We start from the raw sequence: 25,888 nt of genomic DNA on the forward strand, positions 1-25,888 counted from the left end.
CCTGTCTCTGGTCAGAGGACTCGGGCGCTCAGTGGCACAGGTGCGAGGCGGCCGATCGCGGCGCGGCCGTCGCCGGGCTGTGTGCCGGGCTTCGCGTCGGGCAGGGCTCGAATGACGAGGGTGTGGATGAGGGCTGTTTTGTCGGTGGTTCCGGTGTTGAGGTGCGGGTTGGAGCGGATGACGAGTGTCTTTCCGCCGTCCTCGAGCGAGGCGTCGAGGTTTCCGGTGACGTACGGCTTGACGTTGTAGTAGCCGTACGAGGCGGCGCCGGTGAAGGCGAAGCCCGTCGGGGCGGTGATGCGCTGCTCGATGGTGCCGGGGTTGACCGGCTGGTTGTTGAGCGAGCGGATCTCCAGGTTGAACTTGGTGGTCTGGCCCGGTGCGGCCTGGGGAACCGATACCTGGACCACGTGCAGCGCGGTTTCGTCCTGGGCGGTGCCGGTGACCTTGCCGGAGATCTGGACGGGGGTGTGGCGGCCGATGCTGGCCGAACCGTTGTCGTACCGTCCGGGCGTGGCGTCGGGCAGGACCTGGACCGGGATCGTGTAGATCACCGAACCGGCATCGGTCGTCGTGGTGTTGACGTGCGGATTGGCCGTGATGATCAGGGTCCGGCCACTGTCCTCGAACCGGTGGTCGAGGTTTCCGGAGACGATGCCGTGGACGGTCTCGTAGTACGCGTACGTGGGCTGACCGGTGAAGACGAAGCCCGTCGGGGCGGTGAAGCGCTGGGTGATCGTGCCCGGGTTCACCGGCTGCCCGGTGGGCGATGCGTACCGCACGGTGAAGGTGGCCCGCTGGCCCGGTGCGACCTCGGGGACCGTGTCCTGGTAGATCGTCAGCGCGGTCTCGTCCGCTACGGGGGTGGGTGCGACGACCGTGACGGGGAGGGTGAAGGTGTTGTCCTTGAGGTTGAGGTCGCCGCTGTAGTGGATCTCCAGCGTGGACTCGTACGTGCCCGGCGGTGTGCTGTCGGGTGCGCTGACCCGGAAGACTCCGTCCAACGTGCCTTGGTAGGGCAGTAGTTGTTGTCCGGTGAAGGTGCGGGTGAGTCGTCGTCCTGTGGCGCCGGGGCCGCCGACCAGCCCGTCGGCCAAGGTCAGGACGACGGTCACGTGCTGTCCGTCGGCTGTGTTCGGGCCGCGGTTGGCGATGCGGGCGCCTAGGTCGAACTCCTGGCCGCGCTGGACCCGGTACGGGCTGACGACCTCCCCGTACAGGTCGGCGGCCGGCGGGAGCGGTGGGGTCATCTTGGCCACGCGTGTCACGCCGCGGACGCGGTGGTTGTTGTAGTCGGCGATGTACAGGTTCCCGGCCCGGTCCAGGGCCAGGCCTTGAGGGAAGTAGATCCGGGTGGTCGCGGCGGGTCCGCCGTCGTCCACGTATCCGGCGGTGCCGTTGCCCGCGACGGTGGTGATGATGCCGTCCGGGTCGACCCTCCGGATGCGGTGGTTGTCCTGGTCGGAGATGTACAGGTTGCCGCCCTCGTCCAACGTCACCCTCCGGGGGGAACTGAGCCGGGTGGTGACCGCGGGTCCGCCGTCGGAGATGTATCCGGCGGTGCCGTTGCCCGCGAAGGTCGTGATGATGCCGCTGGGTGTGACCTTGCGGACCCGGTGATTGCCCACGTCGGCGATGTAGAGGTTGCCCTCGCGGTCGAAGGTCAGTCCGTCCGGGCAGTAGAGCCTGGTGGCGATGGCGGGTCCGCCGTCGGAGATGTATCCGGCGGTGCCGTTGCCTGCCACAGTGGTGATGATGCCGCTCCGGTTCACCCTCCGGACGCGGTGACCGGACCACTCGCTGATGTAGAGGTTGCCCTCGCGGTCCAGGCCCACGCCGTGCGGGTGGTGGAGGGGGGTGGCGATGGCGGGTCCGCCGTCGGATACGTATCCGGCTTGTCCGTTGCCTGCGACGGTGGTGATGATGCCGCTGGGTGTGACCTTGCGGACCCGGTGGTTGTAGAGATCCGCGATGTAGAGGTTGCCCGCGTCGTCGATCACCACGTCCACGGGCGCGTTGAGCCGGGTGGCGACGGCGGGTCCGCCGTCGGACATGTACCCGGCCTCGCCGTTGCCTGCGACGGTGGTGATGATGCCGCTGGGAGATACCTTGCGGACCCGGTGGTTGAGCCGGTCGGCGATGTACAGGTTCCCCGCCTTGTCCACCGCCAGGCCCTCGGGGTAGTGGAGATTGGTCAGCGCGCCCGGCCCGCCGTCGGAGACGTACCCCGCCGCGCCGGTGCCCGCCACTGTGGCGATGGCGCCTTCGGCGAGGCCCGCGGGCTGCGGGCCGATTCCGGTGCTGGATGTGGTTGCCATGAGTTGGTGCTCCTGTCTCTGGTCGGAGAACTGGGGCGCTCAGAGGTGGTGGGACCTGACGGCCGAAGGCGGTCTGTGGGTCGTGCGGTTGTCGGCCGCCGCCGGAGCGCTGTCTTCCGCGCTCCCGGCCGCGCCCTTGTCCGCGACCGCCACCGCGGGCCGCGCTGCCGAGGCGTCATCACCACTCCCTCGGGATGTCGGACGGCCTGGACGCCAGGCCGAGAAGCCAGCCGCAGGCGGCCGCGCAGCGCCGGGCCGCCCTTCCGTCGCCGTAGGGATTGCGCTGCGGGTACGGGCCATTCGTCGTGCCCGACAGCGCGCCCTCGCGTACGAATTCCTTTTCCGCCGCCGCCACGATCTCCGACTCCTGGGTGCCGACGAGCCGGGCGAGACCGGAATTGATTCCTTCGGTTCGCTCGGTGTTGTCACGGGTCACCAGAACCGGAATGCCGAAGGCGGCGGCCTCCTCCTGAATTCCGCCCGAGTCCGTGATGGCCAGAACGGAGCGGGCGAGCAGCCGTGCGAAGGCGTCGTACGGAATGGGGCCCGGCAGTTGCACATTGGGGCGGTCGTGCAAGGATTCCTCGATCGTGGTACGGACCAAAGGGTTCATGTGCGCCGCCACCACGAAGGTGACTTCCGGGTATTGGTGGCTGAGACTCGCCACTGCCCGGCCGATGCGCCGGATGGGGGCTCCCCAGTTCTCCCGGCGGTGCGCGGTCACCAGAACCAGCGGAGCGGATTTCTCGATTCGACGCAGAAGCGGATCGCCATCGGCGGGCGGGCGCCGGCTCGCGGCGACGACCGCGTCGATCACGGTGTTGCCGGTCACCAGGATCCGCTCGGCCGCGACCCCTTCGGCGACCAGATTCCGGTGAGCGGCACGGGTGGGCGCCAGATGGAGATCGCTCACCTCGGTGATCATGCGGCGGTTCGCCTCCTCGGGGAACGGGTTGCGCAGGTCCCCGGAGCGCAGCCCCGCCTCCACGTGCACCACGGGGATCGAGGAGTAGAACCCGGCCATGGCCCCGGCCAGGGCGGAGGCGGTGTCGCCCTGGACGACGACCGCGTGGGCCGCGGGCGCGCGCAGCCTTTCGCCCAGTCGGCTCAGCAGCCCGGCCGTCAGCTCGGTGACCGAATCCGCACCGGGTGGTGCCGTCAACTCCACCTGTGCGCGCAGCCCGAAGCAGGAGAGGGTGTCCCGGACGACCTCGCCGTGCTGGCCGGTGGCGATGAGAACCGGCTCCGCCCAGCTGCGTCGATTCAATTCCCGCACGACCGGGGCGAGTTTGATGGCCTCGGGGCGAGTGCCCACGACAATGACAATGCGTTGTCTGCCGTTCAACGTTCCATGCTCTCCGTCCGTCGCGCGGGGAATCGGGCCGCCGTCAAGATGACGTAAACGCAAAGAATGGTGGCGCACGGAACTACCGTCGCTGAGCAGTACGGAAGATCGCGTGAAGGCGCGGAAGTTGAAATAGGTACCTACTGCTCCAGGCATTGGAGTGCGGCCCGCCGATGAAACTAACTCCCGGTGTGCGCTCCGTGCAACGGGCCCGATTCGGCATGGTTGGCCTGATCCGGGCAGCGTTCATAATCGTTGGGCGGGAAATCCTTGGTATGCCTGAAGGGATGGGCAGCCGGATGCATCCGGGTCGGCGCGAAACCGCCTTCCGTCGCCCCGTTCAAGCCGCAGCGGGGTCTGGTCACCGGCCGTTTCCTGAGCGAGAGTGGTCGGGCTCTCCTCTCCCCTCGCGCACAGGATGCGCTCATTGCTGCCCGGAGGTGCCTCCGCGCTATGTACACGGGATTCACCTGGCCGCTGGTCGGCGGCATGGCGGCGGCCCGTGTCGGGGGAGGTGTGGCATCCGGTCGCGGGGCCCTGCTGGCGACGATCGGTGTGGCGGTGCTGCCCGTGGGTTTCGTTCTGGGGCGGGAGATACAGCGTCGCCTGACCGGACGGGAATGGGTGGAACCGGCCCCGGAACGAGGAATCGGCCAACCGGTGGTGCCCGCCCGTCGATATCCGGACCCCATCATTCCGGTGGGGTCGGCCTCATGGAGACGCCAGAAGTGGGAGATCCGCCAGTGAGACGCAAGCTGCTCAAGGCCGTTGACACGATCGGCTATGCCGTCATCGGCATGTCCGCGGGCTATCTCGCCCTCGCCATGGGCGCGGGACTCTTCGAACTGCGCCGCCAGAAGGCCGCGTTGCGCGTCCAGGGAGACACGGCGTACGGCAGCCCGCACCTCGGCCGCCGCGACCGTCGTCATCTGTACGCCCTCGTCCCCTGCCTCAACGAGGAGTCCGTGATCGGCGCCACGGTCGCCGGGCTGCTCGGGCCGCGCACCACGGTCGTCGTCATCGACGACGGCTCGGACGACGCCACGGGGCAGGAGGCCGAACGGGCGGGTGCGGAGGCACGGGCGGCGGGACGGCCGGGCGAGGTGGTCGTGCTGCGCCGGGAGCCGCCGAACGCCCGGCAGGGCAAGGGCGAGGCCCTCAACCATGGAATACGGCGGATTCGGGAGAGTGTCACGGCGCGCGGCCAGGACCCCCGCGAGGCGATCGTCTGCGTGATGGACGCGGACGGCAGGCTCTCGGACCGGGCGCTGAGCCACGTCCTGCCGCTCTTCGACGACCCCCGCGTCGGCGGTGTGCAACTCGGTGTCCGCATCCGCAACCGCCGCGGGAACTTCCTGACCTGGTTCCAGGACTACCAGTTCTGGGCGATGGCCGCGGTCACCCAGTTCGGCCGCAACCTCACCTCGACCGTCAGCCTCGGCGGCAACGGGCAGTTCACCCGGCTCCGCGCTCTGGACGGCCTGGGTGAACGCCCCTGGTCGCGATCGCTGACCGAGGATCTGGACCTGGCCATCAGCCTCGCCGTGCGCGGCTGGCGGCTGCGGACCACCGCCCACGCCTCCGTGGACCAGCAGGGCGTCAGCGATCTGCGGCGGCTCATCCGGCAGCGGACCCGCTGGTACCAGGGCCACATGACGTCGATCGGGCGGATGGGCGAGATATGGCGGGCGCCCCGGATGAGGCACCTGGCCGCCCTGGAGATGTTCTCCTACCTGCTGGTGCCCTGGGTGCTGGACCTGCCGTGGTCGATCCTCTTCCAGTACTGCCTGATCTGGTTCATCCGCAGCCCCAACGTCCTGGTGCTGCACGGCCGGCGCGCCACCGCCCTCAACGCCACCTGGCTGAAGTGGCCCGCCAACCTGGCCGCCTGGTACCTGCTCACCTTCGCGCCCGCGCTCATCACCTCCTGGACGTATCTGCGCCGGGACAAGGCCGTGGGCCTGCCGCGGGCCCTGATGCTCGGGCACTCCTTCGTCGTCATGAACTACATGTCGTTCCTGTGCGCCTGGAGTGCCCTGTTCCGCATGGTGCGCGGGCAGACGGGCTGGACCAAGACCACCCGGGAGGCCGAGGCGGCGGGCTGAGCTGCCGCGAGGGGCAGGCGGGCGCGGTCGATGGGCTCGGTTATGCAACTCGTTGCAAAAGGGTCCGGCCGGTCGTAACCTCGCTTCCAGAGACAGGGCTGTCTCGACAGACCCGGCAGGAAGCAGAGGGATTCGCCGTGAGCCCGTACCCGCACCTCCTGAGCCCGCTCGACCTCGGGTTCACCACGCTGCCCAACCGGGTGCTCATGGGGTCGATGCACGTCGGCCTCGAAGAGGCCGAGAACGGCTTCGAGCGGATGGCCGCGTTCTATGCCGCCCGGGCGCGCGGCGGCGTGGGGCTGATCGTCACCGGTGGCATCGCGCCCAACGAGGCGGGCCGCCCCTGGGCGGGCGGCGCCTCGCTGACCACCGAGGCGGAGGCGGGGCGGCACCGGGTCGTGACGGACGCCGTGCACCGCGAGGGCGGGAAGATCGCGATGCAGATCCTCCACTTCGGCCGCTACGCGCACCACCCGGACCTGGTGGCGCCCAGCGCGCTCAAGGCGCCCATCGCCGCCGACGTCCCGCACGCCCTCACGGACGACGAGGTGGAGCGGACCGTCGAGGACTTCGTACGGGCCGCCGGCCTCGCGAAGCTCGCCGGGTACGACGGCGTCGAGATCATGGGCTCCGAGGGGTACCTGATCAACGAGTTCATCGCCCCCGCCACCAACCACCGCACCGACCGCTGGGGCGGGGCGTACGAGAACCGCATACGCTTCCCCGTCGAGATCGTCCGCCGGGTCCGTGAGCGCGTCGGCACCGACTTCATCCTGATCTACCGGCTCTCGATGCTCGACCTGGTGCCCGGCGGGTCCTCGCTGGAGGAAGTGATCGCCCTCGCCAAGGAGATCGAGGCGGCGGGCGCGACGATCATCAACACGGGCATCGGCTGGCACGAGGCCCGCATCCCCACCATCGCGACGTCCGTGCCGCGCGGCGCGTACGCCTGGGTCACCAAGAAGCTGATGGGCTCGGTCTCGATCCCCCTGGTGACCACCAACCGCATCAACACCCCCGAGAAGGCCGAGCAGCTGCTCGCCGACGGCCACGCGGACATGGTGTCCATGGCGCGTCCCTTCCTCGCCGACCCCGACTTCGTCGCCAAGGCGCGGCGGGGGAGCGCCGAGACGATCAACACCTGCATCGGCTGCAACCAGGCGTGCCTCGACCACACCTTCAGCGGAAAGATCACCTCCTGCCTGGTCAACCCGCGGGCCTGCCACGAGACCGAGCTCGTCCTCGCGCCCACCCGGCTGCGCAAGCGCATCGCCGTCGTCGGGGCCGGGCCCGCGGGTCTGGCGTTCGCGGTGTCGGCGGCCGAGCGCGGCCACGCGGTGACGCTCTACGACGCCGCGGACCGGATCGGCGGACAGCTCAACATCGCCGACAAGGTCCCGGGCAAGGAGGAGTTCGACGAGACCCTGCGGTACTTCCGGGTACAGCTCGAACTCCGGGGCGTCGACGTCAGGCTCAACACCCCGGTGATGGCCGACACCTTCACGCAGGGCGCGTACGACGAAATCGTCGTCGCCACAGGAGTCACCCCGCGCCTCCCCCTCATCGACGGCATCGACCACCCCAGCGTCGTCACCTACCTCGACGTGCTGCGGGACGGCGCCCAGGTCGGCGACCGCGTCGCGATCATCGGCGCCGGAGGCATCGGCTTCGACGTCGCGGAGTTCCTCACCGACGTCGGCGACGGGGCGAGCCGGGATCCGCAGACGTACTTCCGCACGTGGGGCGTCGACACCGACTACCGCACGCCGGGCGGCCTGCGGGCCCCCGAGCGGCCGAAGCCGCCGCGCACCGTCCACCTCCTGCAGCGCAAGACGTCCAAGGTCGGCGCCGGACTGGGCAGGACCACCGGCTGGATCCACCGCACCGAACTCAAGCACCGCGGCGTCACCATGATCGCCGGGGCGGCGTACGACCGCATCGACGACGCCGGACTGCACTTCACCGTCGACGGCACCCCCGCCACCCTCCCCGTCGACACCGTCGTCCTCTGCGCGGGCCAGGAACCGCGCCGCGACCTGTACGAGGAGCTGCGCGCCGCCGGGCACACCGTCCACCTCATCGGCGGAGCCGACGTCGCCGCCGAACTCGACGCCAAGCGCGCCATCCGCCAGGGCACGGAGCTCGCCTCGGCCGTCTGAGCCGCACAGGCCCCCGCATAGGATGACGCCCATGTCCCTGCCGCACGCCATCCTCACCGCGCTGGCCGAAAAACCGTCGTCGGGGCTGGAACTGACCCGCCGCTTCGACAAGTCGATCGGCTATTTCTGGTCTGCCACGCACCAGCAGATCTACCGCGAGCTGGGCAGGCTGGAGGAGAAGGGGCTCATCCGCGCCCTGCCGTCCGCGCGGCCGACCCGTGGGCAGAAGAAGGAGTACGAGGTCCTGCCCGCGGGCCGCGCCGAACTGACCGCTTGGGTGGCCGAAGCCGAAGACCCCAAGCCCGTCCGGGACGCCCTCCTGCTGCGCGTGCGCGCCGCGGGCGTGGTCGGCGCCGGGGGACTCGATGCCGAGCTGCGCCGCCATCTCGCCCTGCACCGCGAACAGCTGGCGGAGTACGAGGCGATCGGGAAGCGCGACTTCCCGCCCGAGCGGGACGCCGAACAGGACCGGCTCCGCCGTCTCGTGCTCCGCGGCGGCATCGGCCTGGAGTCCTTCTGGATCTCCTGGCTCGACGAGGCGCTCACGGAGATCGAGGAGATCGGGGGCGGCCGGGCATAGAGCCTGCCGCGCTCGGACATCCGTTCCCGTCAACAACCCCTCACGCGCCGCTGGTCTTCACTACGATCACAGCATGCAGGTGACCATCACCGTTGAGAGCGTGAACGGCCCCGCGGGGCCGGATGACTTGAGGCGCTGGCTCGTCGGGCAGCCGGGGCTGCGCGGCAGGGTCCACAGACAGGTGGACGGGCCCGCGCCGGGGACCATGGGGGCCGCCGGGGACGTGGTGCTGGCGGTGCTCGAACCGGGAGGCGTGGCGGCCGCGTTCGCCGGGGCCGTGGTCGCCTGGGTGCGGACGCGCCGTGGCACGCAGACGGTGACGGTCACCAGACCCGACGGCACCCGCTTCACCCTCAGCACCACCCAGGTCAAGGGGCTCGACGCCCGGCAGGCGGCCGAGCTGGCCGAGCGGCTGGCCGCCACCGTGGAGGGCGGCGGCCGCGCCGAAGTGCCGCCGCCCTCCGCACCGTCGGCGCCATGACCGGCGACGCGGCCGTGACCACCGCGAACGGCCTGGCCGCACCGGGCACCCGGGCCGTCCTCGTCGGAACCGGCCGGCACGCGCCCGGATCGACGCTCCCCGACCTGCCCGGCGTGGACACGACGCTCGACGACCTGGCCCGCGCCCTGCGCGATGTGTGCGGAATGCCCGAGGAACGCATCCACCGGGTGCCCGCCGACGCCACGGCCGACGACGTGATCGGCGCCGTGGAAGAGGCGGTCGCCGAAGCCACCGGCACCGTGCTGTTCTGCTACACCGGACACGGCCTGCTCGGCCCCGGCGACGAGCTCCACCTCGCCACCCGCGCCACACCGGCCGAGGACAGGATCGCCCACAGCGTGCCGTACAGCGTCGTCAAGGGCCTGCTCGGCGGCGCCGGGGGCGGCAGCGTGGTGGTGCTCGACTGCTGCTTCTCCGGGCGCGCCGCGGCCCCCGGCGGCCTCCGCGGCGTCTACGACTCGGCCTTCCCCGACGGCAGCTTCCTGCTCACCTCCGCCTCCGACTTCGCCGTCTCCTACGCGCCGGAGGGGGAGCGGCACACCCTGTTCGGCGGCCGGCTGCTGAGGCTGCTGGAGGAGGGCGATCCGTCCGGCCCGCCCCGGCTGACGATGGACCACGTCCACGCCTTCCTCGACCGGGAGTTCCGGGACGGTCCGGTGCGCCCGCACCGGCGGAGCGAGGGCACCCTCGGCGCACTCGTCGTCGCGCCGAACCGCGCGTACCGCCCGGACCTCCCGGCGGCCGCGCTGCCACCCGCCGACGTGCCCTGCCCGTACCCCGGCATGGAACCCTTCCGGGCCGAGGACCACACCCACTTCTTCGGCCGCGAAGAGGCCACAGAACGGCTCCTGGACGCCGTCTGCGACCCGGCCGCCGACGGTCACCCGCTCGTCCTCGTCGGCGCCTCCGGCGCGGGGAAGTCCTCGCTGCTGCGCGCCGGGCTGCTCGCGGGTCTGGAGCGCCGGGACGGAGCCGGACGCCCCGGCGTGCCCTGGCCCGCCCTGCTGCTGCCCGCCCCCGGCCCGCACCCGCTGCGGGCACTCGCCGAACGCTGGGCCCAGGCCACCGGGCGCCCGGCGGACGAGGTCCACCGGGCGCTCTCCGCAGGAGCGGAACTCCCCGCACCGCTCCCCGGATTCCCGGCCTGCCGGCTGCTGGTCGTGGACCAGTTCGAGGAGACCTTCACCCGCTGCACGGACCCGGAGGAACGCACCCGTTTCGTACGCCTGCTGTGTGCCACCGGCGGCGCGGGCCCCCGTGTCGTCCTCGGGCTGCGCGCCGACCACTACGGCAGCTGCCTGGCCCACCCGGAGCTCGTACGGGCCCTGGAGCGCGGTCAGTTCACCGTCCCGCCCATGGGCGAGGAGGCCCTGCGGGCCGCCGTCGAACGGCCCGCACTCGGCGCCGGACTCGCGCTGGAGGGCGGCCTCACCGACCGGCTCATGGCGGACCTGCGGCAGGACGCCGGACCGGACGGCCCGGCGGACGAGGCACCGGAGGCCACCGCGCTGCCATTCCTCGCCCACGCCCTCCGCGAGACCTGGCTGCGCCGCTCCGGCGCCGTCCTCACCCTGGCCGGCTACCAGGCGACCGGCGGCATCCGGGAGTCCGTCGCCACCACCACCGAAGCCCTCTACCAGGAACTGGACGAACCCGCCCGCAGAGCCCTGCGGGAACTCCTCCTGCGCATGATCCAGTTGACCGCGAGCGCCGAGGCCGTACGTCGCCGGGTCGACCTTCCCGACCTGCTCGCCGACCGCGCGGAGAACGACCGCCGGCTCATCACCGACGTGCGCGACCGCCTCGCCGCCGCCCGCCTGGTCACCGCCGACCAGGACGGCACCCAGATATCCCACGAGGCACTGCTGCGCGCCTGGCCCCGGCTGCGCTCGTGGATCCGCGAGGCGAGGGCAGAACTCCTCGACCACCAGCAGCTCTCCGAGGCCGCGACGGCCTGGGAGGAACACGCCCGGGACCCCGGCTACCTCTACACCGGCAGCCGCCTGGAGCGGATCCGGCCCTGGCTGACCACCGAGGGCACGGGGGCGCGCATCGCGCTCACCGCGACGGAACGGGCCTTCGCCGAGGCCGGGGTGCGAGCGGCGCGGATCCGGCGGCGGCGCCGGGTGGCGTACGCCGTCGTGGCGGCCTGTCTGGCGCTGCTGCTCACGGGGGTCGGTACGTTCGCGGTGATCGAGCGGGGGAGGTCGCAGCAGCGAGCGGCGATGCTGGACTCCAAACTCATCGCCGGGCAGGCGGAGGCCATGCGCTCGTCTGATGCCGTGGCGGCGCTCGATCTGAGCCTCGCGGCCTACCGCACCGCGCACACGGTCGAGGCGCGTACGAGCCTGCTCCGGAGCGCGCTGTCCCCGGTGACGCTCAGCCTGACGGGGCATACCGACAAGGTCGTGAAACTGGCGTTCCACAAGGACGGGAGGGTGCTGGCGAGTTCGTCCAAGGACGGCACTGTGCGGCTGTGGGACACCAGTGACCCGTACCGCCCGGCCTCCGGCCCCGTGCTGAGGACCGGCGGCGCGGTGGCCGCCGCCTGGCGCCCCGACGGCCGCTACCTCGTCGGAGCCACTCGGGACGCTCTCTTCGTCTGGGACACGGCCGATGCCCTGCACCCCCGGCAGGTGGCCAAGGTGCCCACCGGGCGCGACGAGATATCCAGCGGTGGTGTGACCTTCAGCCCGGACGGTCGCACCTTCGCGGTACCGGCCCACAACGGGCGCGTATGGCTGTGGGACATGAGTGACCCCCTCCACCCCGTGCCCACCTCGGTCCAGATCGCCGAGGACAAGGAGGGCATGATCGTCGGGGAGGTGGCCTACAGCCCGGACGGCCGTGTACTCGCCGCGTCAGTGCAGGACGAAAGCCTGCGGCTGTTGGACAGCAGCCAGGGCCGTACGCTCAAGCCGCTCGCCACGCTGAAGGACGTATCGGTTTTCTCCCTGGCCTTCCGGCCCGGAACCCGGCTGCTGGCCGGAGGAGGTAAGCAAAAGCTGAGGACTTGGGACACGACGGACCCGGCCCATCCCCGGGACAAGGGCGACAGCATCAGCGGCCTCGCCAACGGGGCCTATGCGTCCCTCGCCTTCCGTCCCGATGGGCGGTTCGTGGCGGCGGCGGGTGGTTCGGACCAGCAGGTCCACACCTACGAGTTCATCGACGGACCCGATCCCGACAGGGACAGTGACGTGCTGGTCGGCGGCAAGGCGCGTTCCGTCGCCTACCAGCCCGACGGGCGCGGCATAGTGGTCGGCGACGAGGCTGGGCACATCACCTTGCGCGAGCCCCCGCCGCGATCGGTTCCAGGGACGATCCTGGATCCGGGGGACGCGCCGGGCAAGGCGTTCGACCCATCCGCGCGCTATGTCGTGACAGCGGGTGTGGGCAACGACAAGAGCCCCGTACAGATCTGGGACGTCGGCGGCTTGCGTGCCCCGAAGCAAGTCGCCCAACTGCCGCAGCCGTGGAACAAGGCCATGTTCGTCGGGCAAGGCCGGTTTCTCCTCAGCCAGAACGGCGACTACACGCGGTTGAAGTTATGGCACTTCGAGGACGGTCACCTGCGACCCGGGCACGAGTTCGTGGTGCGTGGCGGCGCAGTGGGGGACGAAGACCCGGTGGAGGTCAACGTGGACCGCGACGGAACGCTGCTCGCTTTGCGCGGTCCGTCCGAAAAGACGATCGGGATCTGGGATATCCGCGACATCGATCATCCGGAGCGCGTCGGACAGGTGCCGTGGCCGGAGAGCGGCGGTCGGATACTGGTCGGCTTCGCGAGGCCCCGTGTGTTGGTATTGATGACTCCACTGGCGACCCAGCTGTGGGATGTCCGCGACGCCCGGCGCCCTCGTCTGGCGGATACGGTGAAAGAACGGCCGTCAGCCGTGTTCGGCAGTTCCAGCGGGGCTTTCCTGGTGAGCAAGGAGAAGACGAGTTCGCTCCAGGAGCCGAACGCGCATATACGGGCCGTGGCCGACGATGGAACCGCACGGTTCACCGGGTCGATCAGCCAGGAGAGTTGGATGGTGTCCACCCTGACCTCCGACCGCACCCTGGCCACCCTTACCAAAGCCGGTCAGCCGATGCTATGGGACTTGCGGAAGCCGCAGCAACACGGCACCCCCCTGCCGGGTCCCGCCTCCAAGATGCAGAAGCTGCACGTCTCCCGGGAGCGTCGACTGTTGGTGGCCTCGAACTATGAGGGCTTCCTCGGGGCGTGGCGCGTCTCCGATCCGGACGGTGCCCGACCGGGTGATGACGATGAACAGCTTGTGCTGCCCGATGCGACGCAGAACGTGAGGGTCCTCGAAGTGAGCCCTGGTGGTGACCTCCTCATGGAGACCATGAGCGGAAGCCCCTTCAAAGCCTTCGGGGTCAAGAGTCTCGTAGTGAGCACCGACTTCGACCGGCTCACCCGCACCCTGTGCTCCGTCCGCCGCGCACCGATGCCGGACAAGCAATGGAACGAACTGCTGCCCGGCGTCGGATACAAGGATGCCTGCGAGTGAGAGGCGCCTGGAGAGTTTTTCTGGAGAATTCCTCCGGTTTGCTTCTATAGTTCCCGACAACTGGCGCACATTCGTCCTCAGTTGGCTACCGAAGGGAACTGCCCCGTCATGAAGCGCGTACGCAGAGCGGTCTTCGCTGCGAGTCTGGTGTCTGCATTACTGGTCGGTGGTTCGCAGATCCCGGCGGCCGCATCCCAGGCGTCGGGCGCCAAGGCCCTCGGGTCGTGTGCGGAGCAGGCGAACGTGGAGGTGTTCCGGGAGGGCGGCATACCGCTGGTCGACTGGCGGGAGAACCTGGAGTTCGACGGGCGCGGCACGCTCTGGGTCTCGCACCTCAACAAGAACCGGGTCGAGGGGTACGCCCCCGACGGCACGCTCAGGACCAGCTTCCCCGTCGGCGGCCCCGGCGGGATCCGGCGCGGTCCGGACGGGATGATGTACGTCAACTTCGGTGTGAGCCCGCTGACGTCGTGGGCCACGGGCGGCGGCGTCATGCGGTTCGACCCGACCGCCGCCACGCCGAAGGCCGAGAAGGTCGTGGACGGGATCTCCGGCGTCAACGGCCTGGCCATCGACGCCGAAGGCAACTTCTACGTCAGCCGCGAGCTGGCCACCGGCATCCTCAAGTTCCGCCCGGACGGCACGAAGGACGAGGAGTGGACGCGGGCGGCGAACGTCTTCGGCACCAATGGCCTGGAGATCGTCGGTGACACGCTCTACGCGAGCGTCATCACCAACACCACGTCCCCGGTCGTACGCGTCCCCCTGAAGGACCCTGCGGCCCACACCACGGTCACCGAGCTCAGCCCGAACCCCCTGAAGGCCAAGCTCCTCGACGACCTCACGTACTTCGAGGGCAAGTTGGTGGTCGCGAGCTTCCGCGACGGCGAACTCATCCAGGTGGACCCGGCCACGGGCCGCTCCTGCACCCTGGTGACCGGCCTGCGTACGCCCACGAGCGTCCGGGTCGCCCGCGGCTTCGGCGAACACGACCCCCGGCACGAGCTGTTCGTGTCCGAGGCGTCGGGGCGCATCGTGAAGGTGACGGTGAACGGGGCCTCCTGAGCGCGGCGGGGCCATCGCCGCCCTGCTTCACCAGCGCGTCGCCGTGAAGTCGACCGGGCGGGGCCGTAGTTGCTGTACGTATGACGTCAGTCGTCGCATTCGACGGGCCATGTCATCGGCCGGGAGGTGGCGGCGGTCGCCGTGGCCCGGTAGGAGCCATTCGAAGCGCAGGCTGGCGGCGGTCCGGGTCAGGGAGGCGGCCAGTTCCTCGATGGAGTACCAGATGACGTTGTCGACCACTTCGATGTCCTGGGTCGTCCGTGACCAGTAGAGGCTGTCGCCGCTGAAGCAGTAGCGCTCGTCCGCGACGTAGAGGACGCTCCCGCGCGTGTGCCCGGGAAGGGGGTGGGCGACCACGCCTTCGGCGATCCGGGCCGGGTCGGTGCCGCGGAGCACGCGGTCGGCGTCGGGGGCGGCGTCGAGGTCGCCCTCGTGGATCCACAGCCGGGCGCCGAAGCGGTCGGCGTAGCGGCGGCCGTGCGCGGCGTGGTCGCGGTGGGTGAGCAGGACGTCGGTGACGGGGCCCAGTGCCTCGTAGCGCGCGGCCAGTGGGGCGCTCCAGCGCGGTGTGTCGATCATCATCGTCGTGCCGTCGGGGCGGCTCAGCAGATAGGAGTTGGCGCCCGCGGTCTGCGTGGAGTTGTGCCCGCACAGGTGCACCGTGTCGTCCAGGGCCATCGGGAAGGGGTCCAGCGCCGGGTCCAGCCGCCCGGCCGGCGGGTGGATCGACCGGGTGGGGCAGGCGTGCGCCGCGGCGTGGAACCGTTGGACCTCATCCTGTCCGCGCGGCTGGCGCAGGACGACCGAGCGGCCGTCCGCCTCGCCGATGAGGCCGGGGGCGAGCTGCCGGGCGACGTCGCAGTTCGTACACCGCTCGTCCACACGCCAGCCGCCCTCGAACCGTTCGTCGCCCATCGCCCGACTCCCTCACGCGCCGCGGCCGCCGGCCGGCCGTCCACCCTCAGGGGTATCGCGCGCCGTGCGGAAAAGGGAACAGGGTCCGGGCCTTGTGCTTGCGCGGGGGCGCTGCTCTCGGCGGTCGCCTCGAGGGCGCCCCCTGGGGCGTCACGCGGACGGCGGCAGGGCGTCCGGGTTGAGGTGTGCGACCAGGCGGCTCAGGAGGTCGTGCGCGGTGGCCCGTTCCGCGGGGGAGAGGACGGCCAGCGCCGCGTCGTTGACCCGGCCGACGACGGCCTGTGCGCGCTCGCTCAGGCGTCGGCCGTCCTCGGTGAGGTAGAGGCAGAGCACTCGGCGGTTGGTGGGGTGCGGGCGGCGCTCCATCATTCCGCGCTCGACGAGCCCGGTCACGGCGGCTCCCATGGACTGGGCCGTGATGCCGGCGCGGCGGGCGGAGTCGGCGCTGGAGACCCCGGGCCGCTGGAGGGCGTGCTGGAGCGCGCGGTGCTGCGCCAGGGTCAGATCCAGGGTGCGCAGCTCCTTCTCCAGACGGGAGCCCATGGCCTGGGAGAACTGCCAGGCGAGGTAGCCGGTGTAAGGGGTCTGTTCGTTCATGGGGACCGCCACTTGTAAGGCACCTTATGATCGCTGTTACTGTTATAAGGCAGCTTACAAGTTTGGACGGTCTTCGTGTCACTTCCCGCCTCCCCGCCCGCCACCTCCGCGCGGCACGCCGCCCCGCACTCCGACATACCGGACCCCGCGCCGCCGCGGCACCCGCAGGGCGGCCTGAAGGGCGTCCTCCTCCCGGTGGCCGTCGTGCTGGCCATCGGGACGATCTTCGTCAGCGTCTACCTCGCCGCTTTCCACGCCCCCAGACCGCACGATCTCCCGGTCGCCGCCGTGGGCACGTCCCACCAGGCCGACCGGCTCCGGGAAGGTCTGGACTCCGGCCTGCCCGGCGGCTTCGACGTGCGGCCCTACGCCGACGAGCGCGCCGCCCGGGACGCCGTCGAGCACCGCCACGTCTACGCCGCCTACCTCCCCGGAACCGGCCACGGCGACCCGAAGCTGCTCTACGCGGGCGCCAACGGGCCCTCGGTCACCGGCACCCTCACCGGGGCCTTCGGCCCCGTCGCCGCGGCGGGCGGCCACCGGCTCGCCCAGGAGGACGTCCTCCCCGCCTCCGCCGGTGACACCCGCGGTCTGTCGATCTTCTACGCGGCCTTCGGCCTGGTCCTCGCCGGCTATCTGTTCGGCATGATGACCTACCAGGCCGCGCCCGTCCTGCGCTTCCGGCAGCGCATGGCCAGCCTCGCGCTCTTCGGCGTCCTCGGAGGCATCATCATCGCCCTCGTCGCGGGCGACACCGGCTTCGGCGCGCTGCCCGGCTCCTTCGTGGGCATCGCGGGCACGATCGCCCTGATGGCCATGGCGGCGGGCGGCGCGACCATGGTGTTCATCAAGTGGGCCGGAGCCGCGGGCGCCGGACTGGCCTCGGTCGTCCTGCTGACCCTCGGCAACAGCACCAGCGGCGGCGTCATGCCCGCTCCCTACCTCCCGGGATGGCTGCACCCGCTGTCCGAGGTCCTGCCCGTCGCCGCCGGTGTGCGCGCCCTCCAGGGGCTCGCGTACTTCCACAACGACGGCCTGGGGCGCGGCATCGCCGTCCTGGTCGTCTGGATCGTCGCCTGCGCGGGGCTGCTCCACCTGCGGGACGCGCGCGACGCCCGCAAGCGGACCGCCCCCGCTTCCTGAGCCCGGAGCGCCGGCCGGGCGGGCGTCACCGGGGCGGAGGCGAGCCGCCGCCCCGGACCCCGGGGACCGCTGTAACGCCGGCAGGCGCGAGCTCGCGGTCAGTGCCCGGCCGGTGCCGCCTCCAGGACGAAGACCGGGATCTCGCGGTCCGTCGCCTTCTGGTAGTCGGCGTAGTCGGGGTAGGCCGCGACCGCGCGCTCCCACCACAGGGCCTTCTCCTCGCCCGTGACCTCACGGGCCGTCATGTCCCGGCGCACGGGCCCGTCCTGGAGTTCCACGCGCGGGTCGGCGACGATGTTGTGGTACCAGACGGGGTGCTTGGGGCCGCCGCCCAGGGAGGCGACCACGGCATACCCGCCCTCGTGCTCCACCCGCATCAGCGGCGTCTTGCGGATCTTGCCGCTCTTCGCGCCCCGGGTCGTGAGGACGATGACGGGCATGCCCCTTATCGTCGTCCCCCGCGTGCCGCCCGAGCTCTCGTACAGCTCGACCTGTTCGCTCACCCGGTGATCCGGGCTCGGTTCGTACTCTCCCTCAAGAGGCATGCTGTCCGTCCCGTCCGACGAAGTCTCAAGTCGCATCGCACACAGCCGGGGCATCCGCCCCGCACCTCGGCTCAACAACCGGATCGGCTGTCATCATCCCCGGCGTCCGCGCCGGGCGCAGCAGGGCCACGCCGCGGTCGACGGGAACGCGCCGACGCCTTCCGCCGCCAGGCCCCCGGCGGTAACCTGCGGGCCCGTCCGCCGCCAGAGGGGTGTCCCGTGGGCGCAGCCGTCGGCCTCGATCCCGTCGCCGAGCACGAGAAGACCCGCGCCGCGCTGCGCGCCGCCGTCCCGCGCCTGGTCCGGCTGCTGCGCGACGTCCCGGACGGGGGCGCGCCCTCCGGTGTGCCGGTGTGGACGGTGAGCGATGTCGGCGCGCACCTCCAGGCCGTGTATCTGGCGTACTGCTCGGCTTTCACCGGGGAGTTCGACGGGTGGGACGCCGTACTGCCCACGGGCGGCGGCGCGTTCATCGAGCGGATCACGGCCGTGAACGCCAAGGCGATCGGCCTCTTCGGCGGGGACGGGTGCGGCGGGTCCGGTGACTTCGTCGCCGAGCGGGGCGAGACGTTCCTGAGGGTCACCGAGGGGCTCGCCCCGGACACTCCCGTCGCGACCCCCTGGTACGGGGAGGGCGTCCGGCTCACGCTCGCGGCCGCGACCGGGCTGATGCTCAGCGAGACCCTCGTCCACGGACTCGACATCGCCCGCGGCACCCGGCTCCCATGGGCGATCGGGGCGGACGAGGCCCGCCTGGTGATCGGTCAGGCGTTCCCGACGATGATGCCGCTCGCCCTGGACACGGCGAAGGCGCAAGGAGTCCGGATCGCGTTCGACGTCGCGATCAAGGGCGGCCCGCGGCTGGCGGTCGTCGTCGAGGACGGGACGGCGACGGTGACCCGTGACGCTCCGCCGCGCGCCTACGACTGCCGGATCACCGCGGCGCCGACCGCGTTCCTGCTGATCGGCTTCCGGCGCACACCGCTGTGGAAGGCGATCGCGCGCGGCCGGATACGGGCCGCCGGCCGCAGACCGTGGCTCGCCACCCGCCTCACGGAACTCGTCGCCAGCCCTTGACCCCGGAGAAGTCGCGACCCCGTCAGGCGACGGGGTCGGTGACGCCCCCGGGGCAGGCGAGGTGTTCGGCGTCCCAGCCCGCGAGGCGGGCCGCGGACCGATAGACCGACTCGTAGAAGTCGAGCACCTGCTGCCGGGCGTCCGGCTCGCCGCGCACGTCGTCGTAGGCCAGCGTGGCGAGATGGCTGCCGCGCTGCTCGTTCCACCGTGCCGCCGCCGGCCGCAGCGGCCGGTCGGCCAGACCGGCGGGCTCCGGCGCGGCGTACGAGTAGAAGGCGGGAGCGGGGAAGGTGTCGTCGCCGAACCAGAAGCCCGCGCTGATGACCTCCCGTGAGTACGCCTCCCGGGTCACCGGGTCGACTTCCCGCGGCTGGTCGATCCTGCGGTCGGAGAAGCGCGTGACCGCGATGTCGAAGGTGTGCCAGAAGTGATGCACCGGGCTGATCTTGCCGGAGTAGCGGGACGAGAACTCCTCCAGCACCAGGTTCACTTGGCTCAGCACCTGCCAGTACCGGTTGACCCAAAAGGGATCGTACGCGGCGTGCTCGGTGTCCTCGGTGAAGGGCCGCCGCACATCGGGCAGGTCGAACGGGTGCGGATGCTCGACGCTCACCTCGGCCCCGATCGCGCGCAGCGCCTCCTGCGTCCGGTGGTGGAAGTCGGCCACGGACCGCCCGATCAGGGAGAACGACTGCTCGCTGCCGTCCAGGGCGCGCACGATCAGCCGGTGGGCGACGAAATCGAAGTCGATCGTGAAGACCGGGTTGCCGTCCACGAGCCCCATCGGGCGCGTGGTGATGCCGGACCCCGTGACATGGAACGGGACGTTCCACCAGTGGTTGCGCCGTACGCTCCCGGCCAGCCGGATCTTCCCGACGACCTGCGCGAAGCGGTGCAGCGTCTCCTTCGAAGCCTTCCATTCCGCCAGCGGAACCGGTGGAAAGATCTCCACGCCACCTCACTCCTCGCGCTCGCCCCCGGCCCCGACGCTAGGCGACCGCCGGGGCCGCCGCATCCCGGACGGAGTCGCCCGCGAGCCGTCACCCGGGGCCCGGCGTCAGGCGGAGGCGGACCGGCGGTGGTCCGGGCGGGGGCGCGGGGAGGCGCAGTGGCGCGGCGCCGGGGGTGAGGGAGCCGAGGACGCGGGCGTGCCGGGCCCCCGTGCACGTAGGGACCGAGCCCGGCAGCCCGTGCGCGCTCAGGAAGCCCAGCACCGCGAACGCGTACGCCTCCTTGGCCGCCGACGGCAGGCCCAACTCGTCGGACGTGCGCACCACGACCCCGGGCAGCGCCGCCCCCAGCATGCCCATCAGCGTCGGATTGCGCGTGCCCCCGCCGGAGGCGACGACCTCCGTGCCCCCTTGGGCCCGGACCGCGTCGGCCACGGTGTGCGCCGTGAGCGTGGTGACGGTGGCCACGACGTCCTCGGCGGGGAGCGGCCCGAGCCCCGTCGAGGCACCGAGCAGATACGGCAGGTGGAAGAGCTCCTTGCCGGTGGTCTTCGGCGCGGGCCGCGCGTAGTACGGCTCGGCGAGCAGCCGGTCCAGGAGCGGGCGGTGCACGGTGCCGCGCGCCGCCAGAGCGCCGTCGGCGTCGAAGGCGCGGCGGCCACCGGTGACATGGCGGACGGCCGCGTCGATCAGCGCGTTGCCGGGCCCGGTGTCGTACGCGCAACCGCCGTCGGCCACCGTGATGTTGGCGATGCCGCCGAGGTTCAGGGCGATCGGGCGGCCCGGCCGGTCGCGCAGCCACATGGTGTCGACGAGGGCGACCAGCGGTGCGCCCTGGCCGCCCGCCGCCACGTCGCGGGAGCGGAAGTCCGAGACGACCGGCAGCCCGGTGCGTTCGGCGATCCACGCCGGCCCGCCGATCTGGAGCGTGCCGTGGACGCGGCCGTCCTCCGCCCAGTGGAAGACGGTCTGGCCGTGCGAGGCGACGAGGTCCGCGCGCCCGGCGCACAGTTCGCGGTCGGCGCGGGCGGCGACCTCGGCGAACGCCCGGCCGATCCCGGTGTCCAGGCGGCACACCGCCTCCAGGGTGGTGGGCTCCGGGGGCAGCGCGGCGGCGAGCTCCGCGCGCAGCCCCTCGTCGTACGCCTGGCCGACTGTGCCCAGCGGCGTCAGGCGCAGCGTGTCACCCTCGGTCCACAGGTCGGCCGCCGCGGCGTCGACGGCGTCGTACGACGTGCCCGACATCAGGCCGATCACCCGCATGGCCGCACCCGCCTCCTTCGTCAGTCGCGCAGCGCGCGCCGGTGGTCGTCGGCGCGCAGCGTCAACAGCGTCGCGGCGCTGACCGCGCAGGTCGCCATGGCGTAGTACGCGGGGATGTCGGCGTCGGCGGTGCGATCGACGAGCTCGGTGACGATGAGCCCGGCGCAGCCGGAGAAGACGGCGTTGGCCAGGGAGTAGGCCAGCCCCAGGCCCGTGCAGCGCACCCGTGCGGGGAACATCTCCGCCAGCATCGCGGGACCCGGCCCGGCCATGAGCCCGACCACCGCCCCCGCGAGGAGCACCGCGAGGCCCCTGACCACCGGCGGTGTGCCCCCGCCCTGGACGGCCCTGAGCAGCGGGAAAGCGAGCAGTGCGACCAGCCCCGCCCCGGTGGCCATGACAGGGCGGCGGCCGACGCGGTCGCTCAGCGCCCCCGCGGGGAGGATGGACAGGGCGAACCCGAGGTCGGCCAGGAAGGTGGCGGTCAGCGCCTCCCGGAACGTGGTGCCGAGCGTGTGCTGGAGGTAGCCCGGCAGGACCACCAGGAAGGTGTATCCGGCCGCCGACCAGCCCATGATCCGCCCGATGCCCAGCGCGACGGCCCGGAGCACCTCGCCCGGCGCGGCCACCGGCGCCGGGTCCGCGCGGCCGCGCACCGGCGCCGTCTCGTCGAGCCTCAGCCGGAGCCACAGCGCCGCCAGACCCAGCGGCAGCGCCAGCAGGAACGGCACCCGCCACCCCCAGTCGTACAGCGCCCGTTCCCCCAGGATCGTCGCCGCCCCGGCGGCCAGTCCCGTCCCGGCGAGCAGCCCGAGCGCGACCGTGAACGACTGCCACGCTCCGTACAGCCCGCGCTTCCCGCGCGGGGCGGACTCCGTCATCAGCGACACCGCGCCCCCGAACTCCCCGCCCGCGGAGAGGCCTTGGAGCACGCGCACCAGGGTGAGCACCCAGGGGGCCGCGGCTCCGAGCGTGGCGCGGGTGGGCAGCAGCCCGATCGCGGTGGTGGCGACGGTCATCAGCAGCAGCGCCAGGACGAGCGCGGGCCGCCGGCCGAGCCGGTCCCCGACCCGCCCGAACAGCGCCGCGCCGACCGGCCGGAAGAAGAAGGCCAGCGCGAACGACGCGTACGTCTTGATCAGGCCCTCGGTGCCGCTCCCCGTGCCGCCGCCGAAGAATTCGGCGGCGATGACCGTGGCGAAACAGCCGTACGCCCCGAACTCGTACCACTCGACGAAGTTGCCCACCGAGCCTGCGAGGAGGGCGCGCCGCGCCCGCGTCCGGCGGGTGGCGCCGAGGTCGTCGGCGGTCAGTACGGACACGGCGGAGCCCTTCCCGTCGGGGACGAGGGGGTGCCCTGACAGGTGTAGCAGCCGGGGGAGCGCGGGGGCAGCGCGGTCACCGGTCGTTCCGTACGAACCGGTTCGGCCTCAGTCGTGGGCGGCGGGCCGGCCGTGGTGCGGCTGGGGCTCGCCGCGGCGGACCGCGCCGGGGGCCCGGGCCGCGGGGTGGTCGGCCTTGGCCGACGAGGTGAGCTGCCAGGGGACGCTGGTGACCATGACACCGGGGGTGAAGAGCAGCCGGCTCTTGAGCCACAGCGCGGACTGGTTGTGGAGCAGCTGCTCCCACCAGTGGCCGACGACGTACTCGGGGATGTAGACGCAGACCACCTCGCGCGGGCTCGACCGCCGGATGGAGCGGACGTACTCCACGACCGGCCGGGTGATCTCGCGGTAGGGGGAGTCGATCACCTTCAGGGGGATGTCGGTGTCGAGGGCCTCCCACTGCCGTTGCAGGAGGGCGGTCTCCTCGCGGTCGACGGCGACCGTGAGCGCCTCCAGCTCGTCCGGCCGGAAGGCGCGGGCGTAGGCCAGGGCGCGGAGCGTCGGCTTGTGCAGGGTGGAGATCAGCACGACCGCCAACACCCGGGAGGGGCGGACGAGTTCCTTCCTGGGGTCGGCGACCGCCAGCTCGGCGGCGACCGTGTCGTAGTGGCGGCGGATGCCCCGCATCGTCACCCACAGCACGATCGCCGCGACCACCGCCAGCCACGCGCCCTGGGTGAACTTGGTGGCCAGCACGATCACCAGCACCAGACCGGTGACCACGGCGCCGACCGCGTTGATGACCCGGGCCACCTGGCCGCGCCGGCGCGCCTCCGCGTCCATGGTCCCGGTGCGCAGCTCCCGGTTCCAGTGCCGGACCATGCCGGTCTGCGACAGCGTGAAGGAGGTGAAGACGCCCAGGATGTAGAGGTGGATGAGGCTGGTGACATCGGCCTTGAAGAACCACAGCAGCAGGCCCGCGGCGATGGCCAGGGCGAGGATGCCGTTGGAGAAGGCCAGCCGGTCGCCGCGGCTGTGCAGCTGCCGCGGCAGATAGCGGTGCTGGGCCAGGATGGAGCCGAGCAGCGGGAAGCCGTTGAACGCGGTGTTCGCCGCCAGGATCAGCACCAAGGCCGTCGCGGCCTGGACGAAGTAGAACCCGACGCTGTGCTCGCCGCCGAAGACGGCGGCCGCCAGCTGCGCGATGACGGTCCGTTGGGTGTACGACGCGCAGTCGCCCGGCAGCCCGGTGAGCCGGCAGGAGTCGCCGGTGATGTGCACCTTGGTGATCAGCGCGAGCGCGGTGACGCCGACGAACATCACCACCGCGATGGTGCCCATGATGCTCATGGTGCTCGCGGCGTTCTTCGACTTGGGCTTGCGGAACGCCGGCACGCCGTTGGAGATCGCCTCCACGCCCGTCAGGGCCGTACAGCCGCTGGAGAAGGCCCGCAGGCACAGCATGATCAGGGCGAAGCCCGCAAGACCGGCGTCCGCGGGCTTCGCCGCGACACCGAACGAGGCGCTCTCGGAGAGCGGCGCGTGCCCGAGCAGATAGCGCAGCAGCCCGGTCCCCACCATGATCAGGACGCCGGTGATGAAGAGGTAGGTGGGGGCGGCGAAGGCCCGCCCGGACTCGCGCATGCCCCGCAGGTTCACCCCGGTCAGCAGGGCGACGAAGCAGACCGCCATCAGCACCCGGTGGTCCGCGAGCCCGGGCACCGCCGAGATGATGTTGTCCACGCCCGAGGCGACCGAGACCGCCACCGTCATCACATAGTCGACCAGCAGGGACGCGGCGACCACCAGCCCGGCCGAGGCGCCGAGGTTGGTCGAGACGACCTCGTAGGAACCGCCGCCGCTGGGATAGGCGTGCACCACCTGCCGGTAGGAGAGCACCACCACGGCCATCAGCGCCACGACCGCGGCCGCGATCCACGGTGTGAAGTGCAGATAGGCCAGGCCGCCGAGGGTGAGCACCAGGAGGATCTCCTGCGTGGCGTAGGCCACCGACGACAGGGGGTCCGATGCGAAGATCGGCAGCGCCAGGCGCTTGGGCAGGAGTGTCTCGTGCAGCTCTTCGCTGCGCATGGCGCGGCCGATGGCCAGCCGTTTGAGGAGGGCCGTCACGTTGATCACGGTGCGAGCGTATGTCGTTTATGTGGTTGTTTCGCCGTATGGGGTGGTGTGTCCGGCCGCGTACGCCGCCCGAACGCCCGGCCGGGACCATCAGGGCCGCGTCAGGAAAGCGGCCCGGTCGTTGAAACCGGCCGCCCCCGCTCGTTGGATAGGTGACGTGAACAGCCCTCTGCGCCACGACGACCGGCCGCCTCATACGGCGCCGTCGATTCCCGCGCGCTGTTCGCTCCCGGTGCTGTAAGCACACCGGAGTCTCCCGGCGCGGCCCCTTCGACCGAACGAAGGCCGTGCCGCCAAGCCATCTCTTTCACCGGCAGACCGCCACCCGGCGGAGCGCTGCCGACATCCCGGAGTGGATCACCATGTCTTCTGTCGTCCCGTCAGCCTCCCGGACCGTCCTGGTCACCGGCGCCACCTCCGGCATCGGCTGGGAGACCGCCCGATTGCTCGCCGGGCAGGGCCACACGGTCATCGTGCACGCGCCCGACGCCGCGTCCGGGCGGGAAGCGGTCGACCGGATGACGGCCGCCGGTGCCGACGCGGCGCGCCTGCGGCTCGCCGTCGCGGACTTCTCCCGGCTGGACGAGGTGCGGGGCATGGCCGCCCGCGTCGCCGACGAGCACCCCGCGCTGGACGTCCTGGTCAACAACGCCGCGGTGGCCGCCCCCGAGCGCCGCACCCTGACCGCCGACGGCAACGAACTCTCCCTCCAGGTCAACTTCCTGGCCGCCTACCTCCTCACCCACGAGCTGGCGGGCGCCCTGTCCGCCCGGCCCGGCAGCCGCGTCGTCAACGTGTCCTCCTCCATGCACCGGACCGCCTCCATCTCCTGGAGCGACCCCCACCGCGCCAAGCGCTACTCCCGGCTCGCCGCCTACGCCCAGTCCCAGCTCGCGCTGACCATCTTCGCGAGGGAAACGGCGCCCTGGACCTCCGTCAGCGTGCACCCCGGCGTGTGCGACACGGCCCTGCTGCCGCTGTACGCGCACGCGGGCGACTCCGCCGTCGAGGGCGCCGAGCGCGTGGTGCGCCTGTGCGACCCGGCGACCGAGCTCGTGCCCGGCGCCTACTACGACCGCACCGCCCTCTCCCCGGCCGCCCCGGTGGCCCTGGAGGAGCGCACGGTCCGCCGCCTGTGCAAGCTCGCCGACCAGCTGGTCGCCAGGACCGCCTGACCCCTCGTCACCCGCGCGAACGAAAAGGAGGGCGTACGTGTCCAAGCGCGCCCGCAAGAAGAAGGCCCGTCGCAAGAAGAAGGCCAACCACGGCAGGAAAGCCTGCGTCTGACGGTAGGTCACCACAGATCGGCGGCGGTGCGGAGCCAGGGGGATGGCTCCGCA

At 71.7% G+C, this 25,888-nt stretch carries 18 protein-coding genes; 9 read left to right on the forward strand and 9 right to left on the reverse strand.

Going from position 1 to position 25,888, the window contains the following annotated elements; genetic code table 11:
- Positions 1 to 11: 11 nt before the first annotated feature.
- Positions 12 to 2,318, reverse strand: a complete 2,307-nt coding sequence (locus DXZ73_RS33790) for an NHL repeat-containing protein (RefSeq protein ID WP_205519281.1) — start codon at positions 2,316 to 2,318, stop codon at positions 12 to 14.
- Positions 2,319 to 2,496: 178 nt separating this feature from the next.
- Positions 2,497 to 3,819, reverse strand: coding sequence for a non-hydrolyzing UDP-N-acetylglucosamine 2-epimerase (gene wecB / locus DXZ73_RS33800; RefSeq protein WP_116214750.1), 1,323 nt, complete (start codon positions 3,817 to 3,819; stop codon positions 2,497 to 2,499).
- Between the two features lie 587 nt (positions 3,820 to 4,406).
- On the opposite strand from wecB, the gene DXZ73_RS33810 reads away from it, so the two are divergent.
- The 6 genes from DXZ73_RS33810 to DXZ73_RS33835 all read left to right on the forward strand — a co-directional run bounded on the left by DXZ73_RS33810 (position 4,407) and on the right by DXZ73_RS33835 (position 14,594).
- Positions 4,407 to 5,768 carry a glycosyltransferase gene (locus DXZ73_RS33810; RefSeq protein WP_116214752.1) on the forward strand — a complete coding sequence of 454 codons (1,362 nt, stop codon included), beginning with the start codon at positions 4,407 to 4,409 and terminating at the stop codon, positions 5,766 to 5,768.
- 137 nt (positions 5,769 to 5,905) lie between these two features.
- The gene (locus DXZ73_RS33815) at positions 5,906 to 7,927 is read left to right on the forward strand and encodes an FAD-dependent oxidoreductase (protein WP_116214753.1); all 2,022 of its coding nucleotides are present in this window, start codon (positions 5,906 to 5,908) and stop codon (positions 7,925 to 7,927) included.
- Between the two features lie 31 nt (positions 7,928 to 7,958).
- Positions 7,959 to 8,507 (forward strand): PadR family transcriptional regulator, encoded by a 549-nt coding sequence (locus tag DXZ73_RS33820; RefSeq protein WP_116214754.1) that lies wholly within the window; start codon positions 7,959 to 7,961, stop codon positions 8,505 to 8,507.
- Between the two features lie 73 nt (positions 8,508 to 8,580).
- Complete coding sequence (locus DXZ73_RS33825) at positions 8,581 to 8,988, forward strand: effector-associated constant component EACC1 (protein ID WP_116214755.1); 408 nt, start codon at positions 8,581 to 8,583, stop codon at positions 8,986 to 8,988.
- Entirely contained in the window at positions 8,985 to 13,529 is a 4,545-nt protein-coding gene (locus DXZ73_RS33830) for an AAA family ATPase (RefSeq protein WP_116214756.1), read from the forward strand. The genes DXZ73_RS33825 and DXZ73_RS33830 overlap by 4 nt, the downstream gene beginning before the upstream one ends.
- Before the next feature lie 147 nt (positions 13,530 to 13,676).
- Entirely contained in the window at positions 13,677 to 14,594 is a 918-nt protein-coding gene (locus tag DXZ73_RS33835; RefSeq protein ID WP_162890434.1) for a hypothetical protein, read from the forward strand.
- A 27-nt stretch (positions 14,595 to 14,621) separates the two neighbouring features.
- Here the strand turns inward: DXZ73_RS33835 and DXZ73_RS33840 are convergent, their stop codons facing one another.
- Positions 14,622 to 15,509, reverse strand: coding sequence for an MBL fold metallo-hydrolase (locus DXZ73_RS33840; RefSeq protein WP_116214758.1), 888 nt, complete (start codon positions 15,507 to 15,509; stop codon positions 14,622 to 14,624).
- Between the two features lie 150 nt (positions 15,510 to 15,659).
- Entirely contained in the window at positions 15,660 to 16,106 is a 447-nt protein-coding gene (locus DXZ73_RS33845) for a MarR family winged helix-turn-helix transcriptional regulator (protein ID WP_116216052.1), read from the reverse strand.
- Positions 16,107 to 16,181: 75 nt separating this feature from the next.
- Between DXZ73_RS33845 and DXZ73_RS33850 the strand changes: the two genes are divergently transcribed.
- Entirely contained in the window at positions 16,182 to 17,249 is a 1,068-nt protein-coding gene (locus tag DXZ73_RS33850; RefSeq protein WP_116214759.1) for an ABC transporter permease, read from the forward strand.
- A 98-nt stretch (positions 17,250 to 17,347) separates the two neighbouring features.
- Here DXZ73_RS33850 and DXZ73_RS33855 read toward each other — a convergent pair whose 3' ends face one another.
- The gene (locus tag DXZ73_RS33855) at positions 17,348 to 17,794 is read right to left on the reverse strand and encodes a nitroreductase family deazaflavin-dependent oxidoreductase (RefSeq protein ID WP_116214760.1); all 447 of its coding nucleotides are present in this window, start codon (positions 17,792 to 17,794) and stop codon (positions 17,348 to 17,350) included.
- Between the two features lie 219 nt (positions 17,795 to 18,013).
- On the opposite strand from DXZ73_RS33855, the gene DXZ73_RS33860 reads away from it, so the two are divergent.
- Positions 18,014 to 18,871, forward strand: a complete 858-nt coding sequence (locus DXZ73_RS33860; RefSeq protein ID WP_116214761.1) for a maleylpyruvate isomerase N-terminal domain-containing protein — start codon at positions 18,014 to 18,016, stop codon at positions 18,869 to 18,871.
- A gap of 22 nt (positions 18,872 to 18,893) precedes the next feature.
- On the opposite strand, the gene DXZ73_RS33865 is transcribed toward DXZ73_RS33860, so the two are convergent.
- The 4 genes from DXZ73_RS33865 to DXZ73_RS33880 all read right to left on the reverse strand — a co-directional run bounded on the left by DXZ73_RS33865 (position 18,894) and on the right by DXZ73_RS33880 (position 24,500).
- A complete protein-coding gene (locus DXZ73_RS33865) occupies positions 18,894 to 19,823 on the reverse strand; it encodes a DUF5996 family protein (RefSeq protein WP_116214762.1) in 930 nt (309 codons plus the stop codon).
- Positions 19,824 to 19,911: 88 nt separating this feature from the next.
- The gene (locus tag DXZ73_RS33870) at positions 19,912 to 21,084 is read right to left on the reverse strand and encodes an anhydro-N-acetylmuramic acid kinase (RefSeq protein ID WP_116214763.1); all 1,173 of its coding nucleotides are present in this window, start codon (positions 21,082 to 21,084) and stop codon (positions 19,912 to 19,914) included.
- A 20-nt stretch (positions 21,085 to 21,104) separates the two neighbouring features.
- Positions 21,105 to 22,406, reverse strand: a complete 1,302-nt coding sequence (locus DXZ73_RS33875; RefSeq protein ID WP_116214764.1) for an MFS transporter — start codon at positions 22,404 to 22,406, stop codon at positions 21,105 to 21,107.
- Between the two features lie 108 nt (positions 22,407 to 22,514).
- Positions 22,515 to 24,500: an APC family permease gene (locus tag DXZ73_RS33880; protein ID WP_425315933.1), complete on the reverse strand. Its 1,986-nt coding sequence runs from the start codon at positions 24,498 to 24,500 to the stop codon at positions 22,515 to 22,517.
- A 410-nt stretch (positions 24,501 to 24,910) separates the two neighbouring features.
- On the opposite strand from DXZ73_RS33880, the gene DXZ73_RS33885 reads away from it, so the two are divergent.
- Positions 24,911 to 25,723, forward strand: a complete 813-nt coding sequence (locus DXZ73_RS33885) for an SDR family NAD(P)-dependent oxidoreductase (RefSeq protein ID WP_116214766.1) — start codon at positions 24,911 to 24,913, stop codon at positions 25,721 to 25,723.
- Positions 25,724 to 25,888 lie beyond the last annotated feature (165 nt).

The organism is Streptoverticillium olivoreticuli subsp. olivoreticuli (assembly GCF_003391135.1).
GTDB lineage: Bacteria > Actinomycetota > Actinomycetes > Streptomycetales > Streptomycetaceae > Streptomyces > Streptomyces blastmyceticus.